This window comes from Streptomyces sp. NPDC001868 (genome assembly GCF_040297125.1).
GTDB lineage: Bacteria > Actinomycetota > Actinomycetes > Streptomycetales > Streptomycetaceae > Streptomyces.
On the sequence record NZ_JBEOYO010000029.1, the window covers coordinates 16,614 to 30,771 of the forward strand.

General features: G+C 69.6%; 14 protein-coding genes and 1 pseudogene. 9 read left to right on the top strand and 6 right to left on the bottom strand.

The window, feature by feature from the left end; translation table 11 throughout:
• Positions 1-261 precede the first annotated feature (261 nt).
• From ABT147_RS28860 to ABT147_RS28875, 4 genes are read left to right on the top strand one after another with little or no spacing between them, the layout of a single operon-like run.
• Positions 262-2,721 carry a sensor histidine kinase gene (locus ABT147_RS28860; protein ID WP_351411366.1) on the top strand — a complete coding sequence of 820 codons (2,460 nt, stop codon included), beginning with the start codon at positions 262-264 and terminating at the stop codon, positions 2,719-2,721.
• A complete protein-coding gene (locus ABT147_RS28865; RefSeq protein ID WP_351411368.1) occupies positions 2,702-3,178 on the top strand; it encodes a roadblock/LC7 domain-containing protein in 477 nt (158 codons plus the stop codon). The genes ABT147_RS28860 and ABT147_RS28865 overlap by 20 nt, the downstream gene beginning before the upstream one ends.
• 30 nt (positions 3,179-3,208) lie before the next feature.
• Positions 3,209-3,655, top strand: a complete 447-nt coding sequence (locus ABT147_RS28870; protein WP_351411370.1) for a DUF742 domain-containing protein — start codon at positions 3,209-3,211, stop codon at positions 3,653-3,655.
• Positions 3,603-4,217, top strand: a complete 615-nt coding sequence (locus ABT147_RS28875) for a GTP-binding protein (RefSeq protein WP_351411373.1) — start codon at positions 3,603-3,605, stop codon at positions 4,215-4,217. Before ABT147_RS28870 ends, ABT147_RS28875 begins: the two co-directional genes overlap by 53 nt.
• A gap of 151 nt (positions 4,218-4,368) precedes the next feature.
• On the opposite strand, the pseudogene ABT147_RS28880 reads toward ABT147_RS28875, so the two are convergent.
• Positions 4,369-4,980 (bottom strand): annotated as a pseudogene (locus ABT147_RS28880) (transposase); the annotation flags it as partial.
• A gap of 200 nt (positions 4,981-5,180) precedes the next feature.
• Here ABT147_RS28880 and ABT147_RS28885 point away from each other — a divergent pair.
• Together ABT147_RS28885 and ABT147_RS28890 are read left to right on the top strand one after the other, a co-directional pair.
• The gene (locus tag ABT147_RS28885) at positions 5,181-5,537 is read left to right on the top strand and encodes a hypothetical protein (RefSeq protein WP_351411375.1); all 357 of its coding nucleotides are present in this window, start codon (positions 5,181-5,183) and stop codon (positions 5,535-5,537) included.
• 344 nt (positions 5,538-5,881) lie between these two features.
• A complete protein-coding gene (locus tag ABT147_RS28890) occupies positions 5,882-6,721 on the top strand; it encodes a DUF2461 family protein (RefSeq protein WP_351411377.1) in 840 nt (279 codons plus the stop codon).
• 59 nt (positions 6,722-6,780) lie between these two features.
• Here ABT147_RS28890 and ABT147_RS28895 read toward each other — a convergent pair whose 3' ends face one another.
• The 3 genes from ABT147_RS28895 to ABT147_RS28905 form a co-directional block, all read right to left on the bottom strand.
• Positions 6,781-7,065, bottom strand: coding sequence for a hypothetical protein (locus ABT147_RS28895; protein ID WP_351411551.1), 285 nt, complete (start codon positions 7,063-7,065; stop codon positions 6,781-6,783).
• Positions 7,066-7,531: 466 nt separating this feature from the next.
• Positions 7,532-7,870 (bottom strand): thioredoxin family protein, encoded by a 339-nt coding sequence (locus ABT147_RS28900; protein WP_351411380.1) that lies wholly within the window; start codon positions 7,868-7,870, stop codon positions 7,532-7,534.
• Positions 7,871-8,265: 395 nt separating this feature from the next.
• Entirely contained in the window at positions 8,266-9,405 is a 1,140-nt protein-coding gene (locus ABT147_RS28905; protein ID WP_351411382.1) for a PucR family transcriptional regulator, read from the bottom strand.
• A gap of 87 nt (positions 9,406-9,492) precedes the next feature.
• On the opposite strand from ABT147_RS28905, the gene ABT147_RS28910 reads away from it, so the two are divergent.
• The 3 genes from ABT147_RS28910 (at position 9,493) to ABT147_RS28920 (ending at position 12,025) form a co-directional block, all read left to right on the top strand.
• Positions 9,493-10,551 carry a ferredoxin reductase gene (locus ABT147_RS28910; RefSeq protein ID WP_351411384.1) on the top strand — a complete coding sequence of 353 codons (1,059 nt, stop codon included), beginning with the start codon at positions 9,493-9,495 and terminating at the stop codon, positions 10,549-10,551.
• 7 nt (positions 10,552-10,558) lie between these two features.
• Positions 10,559-11,677 carry a fatty acid desaturase family protein gene (locus ABT147_RS28915; RefSeq protein WP_351411386.1) on the top strand — a complete coding sequence of 373 codons (1,119 nt, stop codon included), beginning with the start codon at positions 10,559-10,561 and terminating at the stop codon, positions 11,675-11,677.
• 171 nt (positions 11,678-11,848) lie between these two features.
• On the top strand, positions 11,849-12,025 hold the full coding sequence (locus ABT147_RS28920) for a hypothetical protein (protein WP_351411388.1): 177 nt from the start codon (positions 11,849-11,851) through the stop codon (positions 12,023-12,025).
• A gap of 70 nt (positions 12,026-12,095) precedes the next feature.
• On the opposite strand, the gene ABT147_RS28925 is transcribed toward ABT147_RS28920, so the two are convergent.
• Positions 12,096-13,355 carry a CU044_5270 family protein gene (locus tag ABT147_RS28925; RefSeq protein ID WP_351411390.1) on the bottom strand — a complete coding sequence of 420 codons (1,260 nt, stop codon included), beginning with the start codon at positions 13,353-13,355 and terminating at the stop codon, positions 12,096-12,098.
• Positions 13,352-13,993 (bottom strand): RNA polymerase sigma factor, encoded by a 642-nt coding sequence (locus tag ABT147_RS28930; protein ID WP_502983179.1) that lies wholly within the window; start codon positions 13,991-13,993, stop codon positions 13,352-13,354. The genes ABT147_RS28925 and ABT147_RS28930 overlap by 4 nt, the downstream gene beginning before the upstream one ends.
• Positions 13,994-14,158: the final 165 nt, after the last annotated feature.

Sequence of the window (14,158 nt, forward strand, 5' to 3'; positions counted from 1 at the left end):
ACGGTGGCGGCACCGCTCAGTAGGCGCGTGCGAACAATTCGTAATCAATTCTTGATTACGCACAGGCTCAAAGCGATCACACAGGCGATAGTCTCCGACCGACCGGATCCGGACACATGACGCGATCCTGTCGTTCAAGTCAGCTGTCCGATCGCGCAAGCCGGCGACACCGTGCGAGCGTCGGGCCCATTCCCGGTCGTTGACGCTTCTGCGGCAACGACTCTGCGGTCGCCACTCACCCGAACATCGAAGGAGGCCAGCGTGCCCACGAACACAGTGGAGCCGCCGCCCGGACGCAGGGACCGGACTCCTCCGTTCCGCCGGAGGGCGGTATCCGTTCTCGCCCGGTGGCCGTTCCGGCGGAAACTCAACGTGCTCGTCATCGCGCCCGTCGCTGTCGTCGGCGTCCTGCTCGGCATCGGCGTCACAGCCCAGATCGAGCAGGCCCGCGACGCCGACCGAATCGCCGAACTCGTGCGCGACAGTGAGCAGGTCGCGACGCTCATCAACGACGTACAGGCCGAACACCGGCTGGCACTCCTGCTGTCCGTGCAGTACGAGGCGGGCCGTCCCGGAGCCGCCCAGCCGTCGACCACCGCCTACCGCGAGGCACAGCAGGCCACCGATGCGCGGGTCGCCGCCGTGCGGTCCGCGTTCGGATCGAGCCTGCCGGCCGACGAAACACAGGCACTTGAGTACATCGCCAGTCTTGACGCCCTGCGGGAGAAGCTCGGCCGGGACTATGTCCCCGCCGCCAACATCGACCCCGCCTACGCGGCCGCGGTCGGCTACCTCATCGACGGCATCGGACTCGACCGCTTCTCCACGACCTCGCAGTCCTCGGTCACCAATCTGCTGGACGCCGTACTGCGCACGGACGCGGCTCACGCGGCTTTCGAGAGCGCCGTGTTCTCCGCACAGACCCGTGACGCGAACGCGCTCACCGAGTACACGCGCGCGGTCGGCGCCCACGAGCTCTTCACCTACCAGTCGGACCGCTTCAGCCGTATCGCCACGCCGGAGCAGGTCCTGCGCATGGGCGGCATCGAGCGGAGCGCCGAACAGTACGATGTCACGTCCCAGTTCGCGGAACTCCAGATCGATCCCGGCTCCCTGCAGTCGCAGACCACACGGGAGCTGAGCGAGAAGATCGCCGCCGGAGAGCGGCAGGCCGACACCCGCCTCGGCATCACCCGGACGCTGATCCGGCAGATCGCCGCTCAGGCTGATTCCCTGTCCGTGAACGCCCTGTACAAGGCATGGCTGATGCTCGGTGTGGCCCTGCTCGGCTTCGCCGCGTGGCTGGCCTTCTGTGTCCTGGTCCGGCGCTCGGTCATCCGCCCCCTCCTGGCCCTGACCGGCTCCGCCCAGCAGGTGGTCGAGGCCGTCGACGAGGAGCTTGCCCGGGTCGCGGACGACGAGTCCGCCGACGACGCCCCGTTCCAACCGCAGGCGATTGCGGTCCCGGTCCGCGACGAGATCGGGGAGCTGGCGGAGGCCTTCAATCATGTGCAGGTCACCGGCGCCGCACTGCTGGAGAGGCAAGTGCTGAGCCGACGCAACGTCGCCGAGATGTTCGGGAACGTGGGGCGCCGGGTCAGTAATCTGACCACCCGCCAGCTGTCGCTGATCGATGCCGTGGAACGCGAGGAGACCGACCCCGACCTCCTCGACCGGCTCTACCGCATCGACCACATCGCCGTACGACTCCAGCGGAACGCCGACAGCCTGATGCTGCTCGCCGGAATCCGGGAGACCGATGTCGAGGCCCGGCCGACCACTCTGGTCGACGTCATACGTTCCGGTCTCGGCCGCATCGAGGGATACCAACGGGTGTCCCTGCGGTCCGAGACGGACATCACCGTGGGGCCCGACATCATCGGCGACCTGACGCTGTTGCTCGCCGAACTGCTGGAGAACGCTGTCTCGTTCTCCCCGTCCGACACTCCCGTCGAGGTGGTCGTGCGGCCCGGTACGGATGTAACCAAGGACGGCGGGGCACTGATCGAGGTCATCGACCACGGCCTCGGAATGAGTGCGGAACGCCTCGCCGAGGAGAACGCCCGCCTGATCCGCCGGGAACGGCTCGATCTCGTGCCGACCAAGGTGCTCGGCCTCTTCGTGGTCGGCAGCCTCGCCCGCCACCTCGGCCTTCGCGTAACCCTGAGCCGTACGCCGGGCGGCGGTGTCACCAGCACCGTCTGGATCCCCTCCGTGCTCCTGCTGGCGCTGAGCCCCGTGGACGACACGCCGCCCGCTGCCACGAGCCCGACCGGGACCACGGAAACAGGCACGACGAGGCGCGAGAGGACGGATGCCGTGCCCGCCGAACCGGCTACCGCGACCATTCCCGAGCGACGGCCGACCATCGTGTCACCACACAGTGACCTGCCCCAACGCGTCCCGCCCCGCCTCACCACGGGGACGACCACCACTACGGAGGGGCCTTCGCCGACAACCACCCGGCCACTACGACGACGGGTCCGGGGCGCGACGCTCACCGTGACCACCCCAGCAGCCGACCGGAACATCCCATCGGTGCGACAGCCTCTCGACGCGGACGCCGTCCGCTCGGAACTGGACGAGTTCGAGGCCGCCGTACGCAGGGCGGAACTGGACGCTGCCTCTCCCCCGGACGGATCCGGCACCACCGCAACACCAGACACTCCAGAAACCCCAGAAGGCCAGAAGGAGACGGGCAGTGACCACGTCGACAGGTGACAGCACCCCCGAAGAGGCGAAGCCCAACGACCTGCGAACCGCGGCGGCCGACTTCACCTGGCTGCTCGACCGCTTCGCCACGGACACCGCCGGGGTCGTCGACGCCATCGCGGTGTCGTCCGACGGCCTGCTGATCGCCGTCTCCCAGCTACGCGACAGGGCCGACTCCGAGCGGCTTGCCGCGATCGTGTCCGGCATCACGAGTCTCGCCGCAGGCGTCTCGGGCAACTACAGCCTGGGCGGTCTCAACAAGGTCATCATCGACCTGGAGGGCGGCCACGTACTGGTCTCGGCCATCGGCAACGGCGCCGTACTCGGTGTGGTCGCCTCCAAGGAGGCGAAACTCGGCAACATCGCCTACGAGATGACCCTCTTCGCCAACCGCGCCGGCGCCGCACTCACCCCTCAACTGGTGATGGAGCTGAAGAACACTGTCGGCTCCACACCGGCCGGCTGACCCGTCCCCGCAAGGCAGGAGGTCGCCGTCATGGCCGTCGGTGGACAAGAACCACATGAAGCAGCAGCGGACACGCGGGGCGACTCGCCGGAGCCGGTCGGCCGCGCCCCCGCGGTCCGGCCGTTCCTGCTGACCGCCGGCCGGGTCTCGGGGAGCGGCGCAGCCGCACCGATCCCGATCGAGACCCAGATCGTGGCGACCTCGGCCGGGCTCTCCGTCCTCGGCACGCTCGCCCTCGAACACCACGACATCGTCGCCGCCTGCCGACGACCGCAGTCCGTGGCGGAACTGGCGGCCCGCCTGCGACTGCACCTCAACGTGGTCCGGGTGCTCGCCGAAGACCTGTGTGCCGCCGGGCACCTGGCGGTCCACGTGCCGGGCGCCCGGACCGCCCAGGACATCTCCGTACTGCGAAGGGTTATCAATGGTCTCCGTGCCGTCCCCGACTCACGGGGCACACTCCGCGACAGCGGCTGAGCAGCCGCCGCTGCCGGTCAAGCTCGTCATCGCCGGCGGCTTCGGGGTCGGCAAGACCACCACCGTGGGATCGATCTCCGAGATACGACCGCTCACCACAGAAGCCGCCATCACCGAAGTCGCGGCCGGCGTGGACGATCTCACCCACACCCCCGGCAAGACGACCACCACCGTCGCCCTGGACTTCGGCTGCCTCACCCTCGACCCGACCCTGAAGCTGTACCTGTTCGGAACACCGGGCCAGGACCGGTTCGGCTTCATGTGGGACGACGTGGTCGAAGGCGCCCTCGGAGCCCTGGTCATCGTGGACACCCGACGCCTCGACGACTGCTACGCCGCCGTCGACTACTTCGAACACAAGCGCATCCCCTTCGCCGTCGCCGTCAACGCCTTCGACGGAGAGGTCGAACACGACCTGGACGAAGTGCGGTGGGCACTGGACATCGCCGAACACACCCCCCTGATCGTCTTCGACGCACGCAAGACGGGCTCCGTCCGTGACGCACTCCTGGTCGTACTCGACGTCGCCCTCTCCCGCGCCGAATCGGCCGCGGCGACCTGACCGCCAACGAGGACACCAACGGCTCTGGAACGGAAACCACGTCCATCGGGTACGGGGAACACCACTCGGCGAGGCCATGGTCGCCGGAGGCGGCCTGACGCAGGACGGCCCCAGGAGCCACTGATTCCTAATTTTCAGCGCTGCCTCTCCAGGCTCGGTTGACGGTTTGCTGGGTTGGCGTGAGGTCACGGCCCGGCGGGCGTCTGAGGGGCGTTGTCACCCACGGGCCAGCTCCCATGTAGGCGCGGTCTGCGAGGACCGAGACGCCCTGGCGTTCGCAGATCCGGATGATCTGGTGGGTGCGGGCCGCGGTCAGGTCGTGCGCGCGGCCGGGCAATGCGGGCGAGATCCACAGCAGCCGGCCATCCGGATCGGTCACCAACTGCACGTTCACACCATGTCGGCGGTGCTTGGCAGAGTAGTCGGCCCGGCCGTCGCCCAGGCGGTCGCACTCCGCGAGAGTGCCGTCGAGCAGGACGTAGTCGGGATCGGTCTCGCGCACCACCTTGAGCAGGCCCGGTGCACGGTCAGCGAGCAGGCTGATTACCGAGGTGGTGCAAGCGTGAGCGGTGCCCACCGAGATACCGAAGCCGACGGCGATCTGGGCAAGCGTGTCGTGCTTACGCAAGTACGACAGGGCGACGAGCGCACGCTGGTGCGGCGGGAGTTTGCATCGTCGGTCACCCTCGCGGGTGACGATGAGCATGGTGACCCACTCGACCAGGGCGTGGGGCAGGTCGAGTGCGGCAGAATAGGGAACCAACGCGGCTCCTGCGCCTGTGGGTTGAAACTTCGAACACCTCCCCCAACGGCACGGGAGCCTCGTGCGTTGCGCATCCCGGCGACGCCACCCGATCGGTGGCCGTGCTGAAATCGGCACTGACACCAAGTCGTTCCGAAAATCGGCAGCGTCACGCCGGCGCGGGCATGACGATCACCACGCGAGTGGTGAAGACTGGATAGATGCGACCTCACGACCCCGGCGGACTCCTGTTCGTAGCGCTCGGTCTCATCCTTGTCGCCGCCGGCTACGTCTGGAGGGGACGTGTCCTGCGCCCCCTCTCGGCGAAACGGGCCCAGGCGGCCGTGATCCAGGACCGTTCCAGAAGCCTGCTGCGTTCTGCGGACATGGCGATCGCCGATGCACGCCGCCGGGCCGCACGCGGCGAACCGGCCATCGTCACGGTCGGGGACGTGACCAGGGTGGCGTGCCAGCACTACGGGCACTTCGTGGAGCACGAAGAGGCAGCTGCCGCCCTCCGCCAGCGCTTTGATGCCGCCGACTGTTGGGTGGACTGCATGACTGACGCTTTCAACTGACTGTCTCCTCGGCGAGTGCCTATTGCCAGGGGGCGCCGAAGCCGTCACCTGATCGGTGGTCACGTTGAGAAGGCTCACTGCCTCACAAGACGACTTGTCCTGACGCCGGCCGCACGGCGACGGGGACTCTGTGCCGGATGCGGTCTCGACACCCGCACCGTTCGCAACCGTTCCCCGGCCCCATTCCGGCGCTCCCCTCAGCACTGATCGTCCCGTCACGTGATCACGGGCACCCGCCTTGGTTCAGAGGAATTCAGAGAAGTGACCAGGCCGAACGAGAGGGCACCGGACCACAGGGCATGGGGCATGGGGCATGACGGTCCTCCGTGGTGGGCCCCGAGACTGTGGGATCTCAAGTTCGGCTGCACAATCTCACCGCCCGCTTCATATCGACTGCACTCGCCGTGTTCCTCGACGAACTCGCCCACCGCGCACGGCACATCGAACTGGCCGACGAGCCCCGCCGCAGCACCTCCCACCTTGTCTGGGGTTACGCCTCCCTGCCCGTCTCACTCTCCGCGCGCGGATCATGGGTGAGCTATCCTCCGCGCATGCGCGGACAGTTCACCGGCTGGCCGGAGCAGGCCATGGACGTGTTGTGGCAGCTCCAGGGCGAACCGACCCACGCGACCCGCGAGCGCTATCGCGCGGACCGCGAACGCCTGGTCCGGCAGCCGATGATCGCCCTGCTCAACGAGGTCGCGGACGCCGATCCCCGGTACGAGGACTTCTCCGTCTGGCACTACCGCACCGACTCCTGGTGGTGGCAGCACCAGGGCGCGGTGATCCGGCTCGGCCGTAAGATCGAGATCAGTCTCCGGTTCGACCTGGACGGCTTGCGGATCCAGGGCGCCTGGTGGTACCCCGATCCCGGCCAGGTGGACATGTTCCGCAAAGCCGTGGCCTCCGAGGGGAGTGGCCGCGAACTGTCCGCCATCGTCGAGGACGTGCGGAGGAAGGGCTACGACATCTCCGGGGACGTGATGAAACGCCCCCCGCGCGGCTATCCGACGGACCACTCCCGTACGAACCTGCTGCGCCACCGTTCGCTGATCGCCGCCCGCCCCCTCGGCTGCGAGGAGTGGCTGCACACCCCCGAGGCGGTCGACCGGGTCCTCTCGGCCGCCGCCGACCTGGACGCCCTGCTGATGTGGCTGGTCCGCCACGTGAAGCGCACCGCCTGACATCACAAGGGCGCCGCGCGGCACGGGAGGAACCACACCCGTGCCACCGGCCCCCGCGCTCAGAAGGTGATGCGCACCTTCAGCGCCGACCGGTCGTCCATCGCCCGATAACCGTGCGGCACCTCGGCCAGGGGGACGGCACGGTCGAAGACCGGCCCCGGACCGATGGCGCCGGAGAGCACATCCGGCAGGAGTTTGGGAATGCAGGCACGGACCGGGGCGATGCCCCCGGTCGAACATCCGGCGGCAGAACGATCCCCCGCGTTTCCCGCCGTACGGCACCGCCGTCCCGGGCGATAGCGGGCCGTGAGACACCGCAGGTCAGCGATCTGCCCGTCCGGCACGGCCTCAGTAAACCTGGCGGGGATGCACCGAGAGCCGAGATAACCGCGGATGAAGCAGCGTGAGACACCGCGAGAAGTCGCAGGTCACAGCCTCGGCATATGCAGCGAAGCGCGAGACCCTACAGAGACCACCGGCGTAGGAGCCGGCATTCGCATCGGCACGGCGCGAGCGACCGGTGCCTCACGGCGCGGGGGCCCGGAGGGTTACGGGTGGCTGGTGCTTCGGCTGTTCCAGGTGCGGAGCAGGTGCCGGATCTTGCTGGGGTGCCGGCAGGTGGTGTCGGCGGTGACGGGGATGGAGCAGCCGGCCACGAGGTCGTGGCCGGGCCGTGCAGCTGCCGGACGCGACCGCGCTGGACGGCGTTGTGTGACCTGTGGGGGTGTCTCAGCCCCAAGGTTTCTCAGGCGGCGCGGCTCCCATGGACGAGACGTGACGGGCGTCGCGGCCACGTGCCGCGGCGGCCGCTCAGAGGTGGGCGTCCAGGAACTTCCGTACCTCGGCGATGGTCGTAGGCCCCGTGCCGTGCGCCACCGTCTCTCCCTCCTTCAGCAGGACGTAGGACGGGGCTCCGGTGATCCCGTATCGCTCGGTTGCGGCCGGACACCGTGTGATGTCGGCGCGGACGGCCGTCAGGCGGCCCGTGTAGTCGTCGGCGATGCCACCCACGACGAGGTCCATCGCCCGGCAGGCCTCGATGGCCTTGGGCCATGTCCCGGTGAAGTATGCGAGGACCGGAACCTTGCTCATCCCGAGGATGAAATTGAACTCCGCGTCCTCACGGGGTCGGTGAACCCGAATCGTCATGGAAGCTCCTGACCTCACGTTCCGTCATTCCGTCCACATCATCCCTCGCGCAATGTGCCAGGTCGGCCCGGTCGGTCGTCCGTTTGACCGGTCGGAAGGAAGGCACGGGGCCGTCGCAGAAGCACGGCGGTCCCCGGCGCGAGCGGGCCGGTGCGCATTGTCCACCGGATCCGGTCGAGCCGTATCCGCCACCCCGCTCCTCCGGGACAGCGCCCCGACGGAATCGGGCTTCCCCAGAGCCTTGTCCGGTCTTCACATCACCTCTTCACGCCACCCCCGGTCTCAGCCCGGCTCATACCGCTCTTCCCGGGCCGTATGAGCCAGCTGATGGCACCGAGAACGAGGCATGACTCCTGGACCGCTCGCGGACGGGTCGTGGACGGTCGACGTACGCGTCAGTCGGCCCGGAGACCGACCGCCAGCGTCAGTTCGAGGACCCGGTGCGGCGTCGCGAGATCCGGGAACAGTTCCCGCAGTTGCGACATCCGGTACCGGACGGTCTGGGGATGGACGAACAACGCCGCCGCCACCTCGTCCCGTCTGCCCTGGTGCAGCAGCCATGCCCGCAGCGTCTCCTCCAGCCGCTGTGCGGTCGCGGCAGGCAGGGTCCGCAGCGGTGCGAGGGCTCGGGCACGCAGGTCGGCGTACGCGTCCGCGTCGGCGCTCAGCACCAGCTCGGGCAGGTGGTCCTCGGTGTCGCGGATGTCGGAGGAGAGGGAGCGCGCGCGTAGGGCTCGTGCGTACGAGGCGGACGCACGGGTCCACGGGCGGGCCGGGCCGACCACGGCGGTGCGGTCGGTCAGCTGCCGCAGGAGATGTGATCGGTCGGCGTCGGGGACGAGCAGCGCGCCGGTGGCGTCCGGCAGATCGTCCAGGACGAGAGTGCTCGGGTCGAGCGTGCGGTAGGCGGGCCGGGCCTGGGCGGCGGGCAGCAGGACCGCCGTCAGTGAAAGCGGGGGCTGCCACCCGGCCCGTTGGACGGAGGCCAGCAGCGTGTCCGGGTTCACGCCGGCGAGGAGGTCGCGGGCCAGGTGTTCCAGATGGCGTTCTTGGGCCCGGCCCCGGGCGGCGAGTTCGTCGGCGTGGCCCGCGGCGCTCGCGGCGGAGAGCTCGTCGATGTAGGCGAAGGTCAGCTCGGCGAACTTGGCGACCTCGGCGGCGGGCAGACCCGCGGGTACGGCGCCGGCGGCCAGGCATCGCCAGGCCACGCGGGCGCCGACGCGGTAGGCGCTGAGCAGGGCGTCCATCGAACGGCCGTCGCGGACCTCGCCGCGGCCCAGCTCGTAGGCCGCGTCACCGGCGTCGCCGCCCGTGGCGTTCCCGCTCGCGAGGTCCAGATAGTGCCCCAGGGCGGTGCGGACGGCCCGGCGGATGGTGCCGCCCATGCGGCCCGAGAGGGCATTGGCGTAGGAAGGGACCTCGTCGATGATCGCCTGGACGACCTCGTCGGCGGTGGTCCTCAGCGCGGCCCGAAGTGCGGTGACCGTCTTCTCGTCCAGGGCCAGTTCGCTGGCCCTCCGGATTGCATGGCTCACGTTTCTATTCCCTGCGAACAATTCAGCCGGTCAGATTCACGTCCTGCGGTCAGGACTTTACGCCCTGAGGCACAGCAAGCTGGAGTCATGACGAGTACAGCCCTCCGCACCAGGGCGTGGAAACTGCTGGAGATGGTCACGACGCCGCTGCTGCCGTCGGACTACCTCGACCTGGTCAGCCCGCTGCGTGCGGGCGCCGACCTGCGGGGGCGCATCGAGGCCGTGCACCCCGAGACGGGTGACGCCGCGACCATCGTGATCAGGCCGGGACGGGGCTGGCGCGGCCACACGGCCGGTCAGTACGTGCGGATCGGGGTCGACGTCGACGGGGTGCGCCTGTGGCGTGCCTACTCCCTCACCTCGCCGACCAACCGCCAGGACGGCCGCGTCACGGTCACCGTGAAGGCGATTCCGGACGGCAAGGTCAGCAACCACCTGGTCCGCAGGGCGAAACCGGGCACGCTGATCCAGCTCGACCAGGCGACCGGTGACTTCGTGCTGCCGCAGGCCAAGCCCGCCAAGGTGCTCTACCTGACGGCCGGCAGCGGCATCACGCCCGTGATGGGCATGCTGCGCGACACCGACTTCGACGACGTCGTCATGGTCCACTGCGCGCCACGGCCGCAGGACGTGATCTTCCGCGACGAACTGCACGACCTCGTCGCGGACAACAAGCTGCGGCTCACCGAGGTGCACACCGACACCGACGGCAAGCTCGACATCGCCCGTCTCGACGAACTCGTGCCCGACTGGGCCGAGCGCGAGACCTGGGCCTGCGGGCCCGCCGGCCTGCTCGACGCCGCCGAAGCGCACTGGAGCGAACACGGCGTACACAAGCGCCTGCACACCGAACGCTTCCGCCCCGCCATCGCCGTCCCCGGCGACGGCGGTGGGGAGGTCACGTTCAGCGCCACCGGCAAGACAGTCGACGCGGACGGCGCCACGCCGTTGCTGGACATCGGCGAGGAGGCCGGCGTGCTCATGCCCTCCGGATGCCGCATGGGCATCTGCTTCGGCTGCGTCACACCGCTCAAGGCGGGCGCCGTCCGCGACCTGCGCACCGGCGAGATCACCGAGGCCGAGCCGGGCGTCCTCATCCAGACCTGCGTGTCCGCCGCGGCGGGCCCCTGCGACATCGAACGGTAGGAGCACCTTGACCGCCATCGACCCCACCGCCCACCTGACCGCCGAGCAGATCGAGGAACTCGGCCGCGAGCTGGACGCGATCCGCGACGAGGTGATCGCCGACCGCGGCGAGAAGGACGCCGCCTACATCCGCAAGGTCATCTCGGCGCAGCGCAAGCTGGAGCTGGCCAGCCGGGGCGTGCTGCTGTTCTCGTTCTTCCCGCCCGCGTGGATCATCGGCACCGCCGGCCTGTCCGTGGCGAAGATCATGGACAACATGGAGATCGGCCACAACATCCTGCACGGCCAGTGGGACTGGATGCGCGACCCGAAGATCCACTCCACCACCTGGGAGTGGGACCACGTCTCGCCGGCCGACCAGTGGAAGCACTCGCACAACGAGCTGCACCACACGTACACCAACGTGATCGGCAAGGACAACGACCTCGGCTACGGCATCATGCGCGTCGACGAGGACCAGAAGTGGCACCCGTTCCACCTCGGCCAGCCGCTGTGGAACTTCCTCAACGCCTGCTTCTTCGAGTACGGCATCGCAGCCTATGACCTGGAGCTCGGCAAGAACCTGCACAAGCGCCGCCGCAACAACCCGGAGTTCCGCGCCCGGGCCAGGGCCGTGGGCCGCAAGATCCGCAAGCAGGTGCTGAAGGACTACGTGATCCACCCGCTGCTGTCGGGCCCGTCGTTCCTCACCACGCTCGCCGCCACGTTCACCGCGAACCTGGTCCGCAACATCTGGACCCACTCGGTGATCATGTGCGGGCACTTCCCCGAGGGCGTGCAGGTCTTCGAGCGCCGCTCCATCAAGGGCGAGACACGCGGCCAGTGGTACCTGCGCCAGATGATGGGCTCGGCGAACATCAGCGGCAGCAGGGCGATGCACTTCATGACCGGCAACCTCTCCCACCAGATCGAGCACCACCTCTTCCCGGACCTGCCGAGCAACCGGTACGCCGAGGTCGCGGTGAAGGTGCGCGCACTGTTCGAGAAGTACGAGCTGGAGTACGTCACCGGACCGCTGCCCAAGCAGGTGTTCTCCGCGTGGCACAAGGTCTTCCGGCTCTCGCTGCCGAACAGGAAGCCCGAGGCCAAGACACCCGACCGCGAGCAGGAACTCGTCGCGGCCTGATCGACGGTGGTACCGGTTCAGATCCTCGGCCGTAGTGGCGGCGCCGCAGGTTTCGGTCAGATTCGTCGCGGACGGTGGGCGGCGGCGTCCTTGAGGCCGTACGACACGGGTCCCGGGCAGCCCGGGATCCGAGCAGCCGAGCAGCCCGGGATCCGGATGCGCTGCCCTGACGTGCGTCGGGAACTCAGCACACGACTCCCGACAAGCGCCCCGCCGCTCCTGCGCGCGGCGAGGCCGTCCACGCACGCGGGGTGGAGCGGTTCTTCGCGGCCCCTGACGGCCGACGACCACGCCCAGCTGACCGGCGCGCTGAGCGAGATCGACAAGGCGCTGCGCGACGGCGGATGACGGCACCGCGCCTGAGCACGGTGGCGCCGTTGCCCCGGCCGCGCCCGTGCGCGCACTCGTGCGGCCGGCCCTAGGGTCGCTCACCGGTGCGGTCGACCACTCCGCGGTCGAGGATCGCCACGGACGAGACGAGGTCACCGGGTTCGAGGACCTGGCAGGCGTTGGCCGGAGGGTCGACGTTGACGGAGTTCCGGGCCAGGAAGTACAAGGTCCGGGTGTCGAAGAGGAGTTCGTGACGGGTGGGCCCCTGTCCGTAGTCCCCGGGCCAGCTGCCCTCAAGGCTCACGGAGACCCCTTTACGGCCCGCCCCGTCCACGGCCCCCTCGTACACGACGAGCCCAGGAATCCGGGCGAGCGCCAGGTACAGCGCGGCCTCGACTTTCGGCGGCAGCAACTGCTCGCTGAGCAGCGCGGACGCCTTTTCGAAGGCGTTCCGGTCGGCGGCCTTCGCACCGGACGGTCGCGCCGCGTCGTCCTTCAGCCCGTACAGGTAGCGGTACATCGCGTCGGCGTCCGTCGGCAGTTCGCTCTCCGCCTCCCGGAAGTAGGCGACTCCGTTCTTGGCGGGCAACTGCTTGGCGACGGACCGTTCGACCACCTTGCCGCCGTCCTTGTGCTCCCGGGACAGTCCGACGTGCTGCCCGTCGACCGACCACCAGACCTCGCGTATGCCGAAGGGGTGCCCCTCGCTGGTCATGGGACAGCCGGTGGCGGGCTTCCCGGGGTCGACCTTCCAGTGGTAGTCGTCCCGCTCGGTGTAGACGAACTGGTCGTTCCGCACCGGGGGCAGCGTCCGCTTCCCGGCCCCCTTCGCGATCCGCTCCAGCAGCGCGGCGGCACTCCGGTCGCTCCGCGTGGCGTCCGTGTCGCTCTTCCCGCCGCCGTCCGTGCTGTCCGCGTGGGTCGTCGGCGGCTGGGCCGCCTGCCGCGTCACCGACGCCCCCAGCACGATCGCGGCGGTCAGCACGGCGGCCACGGCGGGCACGACGAGCGCGGGCCGACGCCACACCGGCCGCCGCACGAGCGGAACCTCGGCCTCCCTCTCGATCTCCCGCATCAGATGCTCTCTCAACACCCGCCGCCGCCCCGCCGGAAGCTCCCGCTCCACAGCAGCCGGCACGCCCTCACCGGCGGACCGGCCGGCCTCGGAGGACGCAGCGGTCTCGGAGGACGGAGCAGCCGGGGAGGACGGAGCGGCCTCGGCGGACGCCGACCCTTGCGTGGACGGCACGGCCCCGGCGGACGCGGCGGCTGCCGTGGGCGGCACACCCCCGGTGGGCGTCGTGCCCTTCGTGGGTGGCTCGTCCCGGGGGGACGGGTTGTCGTTCACGGGTTCCCCTCCTGGATGGGGCCGGCCACGGGGGTGTGGCCGCCTGTTGTCTGTCCGCTGGCGCCGTCGGGTTCCCGCGCCCCGAGTTGCGCGGTGAGTTTCGCGCGGGCCCGGGAGAGGCGGGAGCGTACGGTGCCGACGGGGATGCCGAGGGCCTCGGCGGCCGCCGCGTAGTCGAGGCCGCCCCAGGCGCACAGTGCGAGGACCTCGCGCTCGGGCCGCCGCAGCCGGTCCACCGCCGTACGTACGGCCCGTAGATACGCCTGGTCGTCGAGGTGCCCGGCGACCTCGTCGGCGAAGTCCCGCACGCACTCGGGCCTCGGCAGGCGCGCGACCGCCGCGGCGTGGCGCCGCCCGGCCCGGCGGGTGTTGCGGGCCACGTTCGTCGCGATGCCGAGCAGCCACGGCCGCGGTGAACCCCCCTCCGCGTCCAGCCGCCCCCGCAGTCGCCACGCCTCCAGAAAGGTCAGCGACACGATGTCCTCGGCCGTCGACCAGTCCCCCGTCAGCCGGAAGGCGTGGTTGTAGACGGACCGCGCGTACGCGTCGAAGACCTCCCCGAAGGCCCCCGCGTCCCCGTCTCTGATCCGGGCGCGCAAGGCACTCCGGTCCCCCGTGTCCCCGTCATTCGTCTCCACGTCCTCCCCCTGTCCACACGCCGAAGGCCGGTTCCCATGACCCACGTCACAAGAGAACCGGCCTTCGGTGTACGGAAGTTGTACGAGAGGCCACCCCATGGTCAGCCGACGTCCGCGTAGGAGTGCCTGCCGCCGACGAAGATGCTGACGCCGTAGTGGTTGAAC

What these genes read in the sequence shown, in the direction of transcription:
- ABT147_RS28910 (WP_351411384.1), top strand. Translation starts at nt 9,493, where the DNA reads ATGACGAGTACAGCCCTCCGCACCAGGGCGTGGAAACTGCTGGAGATG.
- ABT147_RS28870 (WP_351411370.1), top strand. Translation starts at nt 3,209, where the DNA reads ATGGCCGTCGGTGGACAAGAACCACATGAAGCAGCAGCGGACACGCGG.
- ABT147_RS28900 (WP_351411380.1), bottom strand. Translation starts at nt 7,870, where the DNA reads ATGACGATTCGGGTTCACCGACCCCGTGAGGACGCGGAGTTCAATTTC.
- ABT147_RS28875 (WP_351411373.1), top strand. Translation starts at nt 3,603, where the DNA reads ATGGTCTCCGTGCCGTCCCCGACTCACGGGGCACACTCCGCGACAGCG.
- ABT147_RS28885 (WP_351411375.1), top strand. Translation starts at nt 5,181, where the DNA reads ATGCGACCTCACGACCCCGGCGGACTCCTGTTCGTAGCGCTCGGTCTC.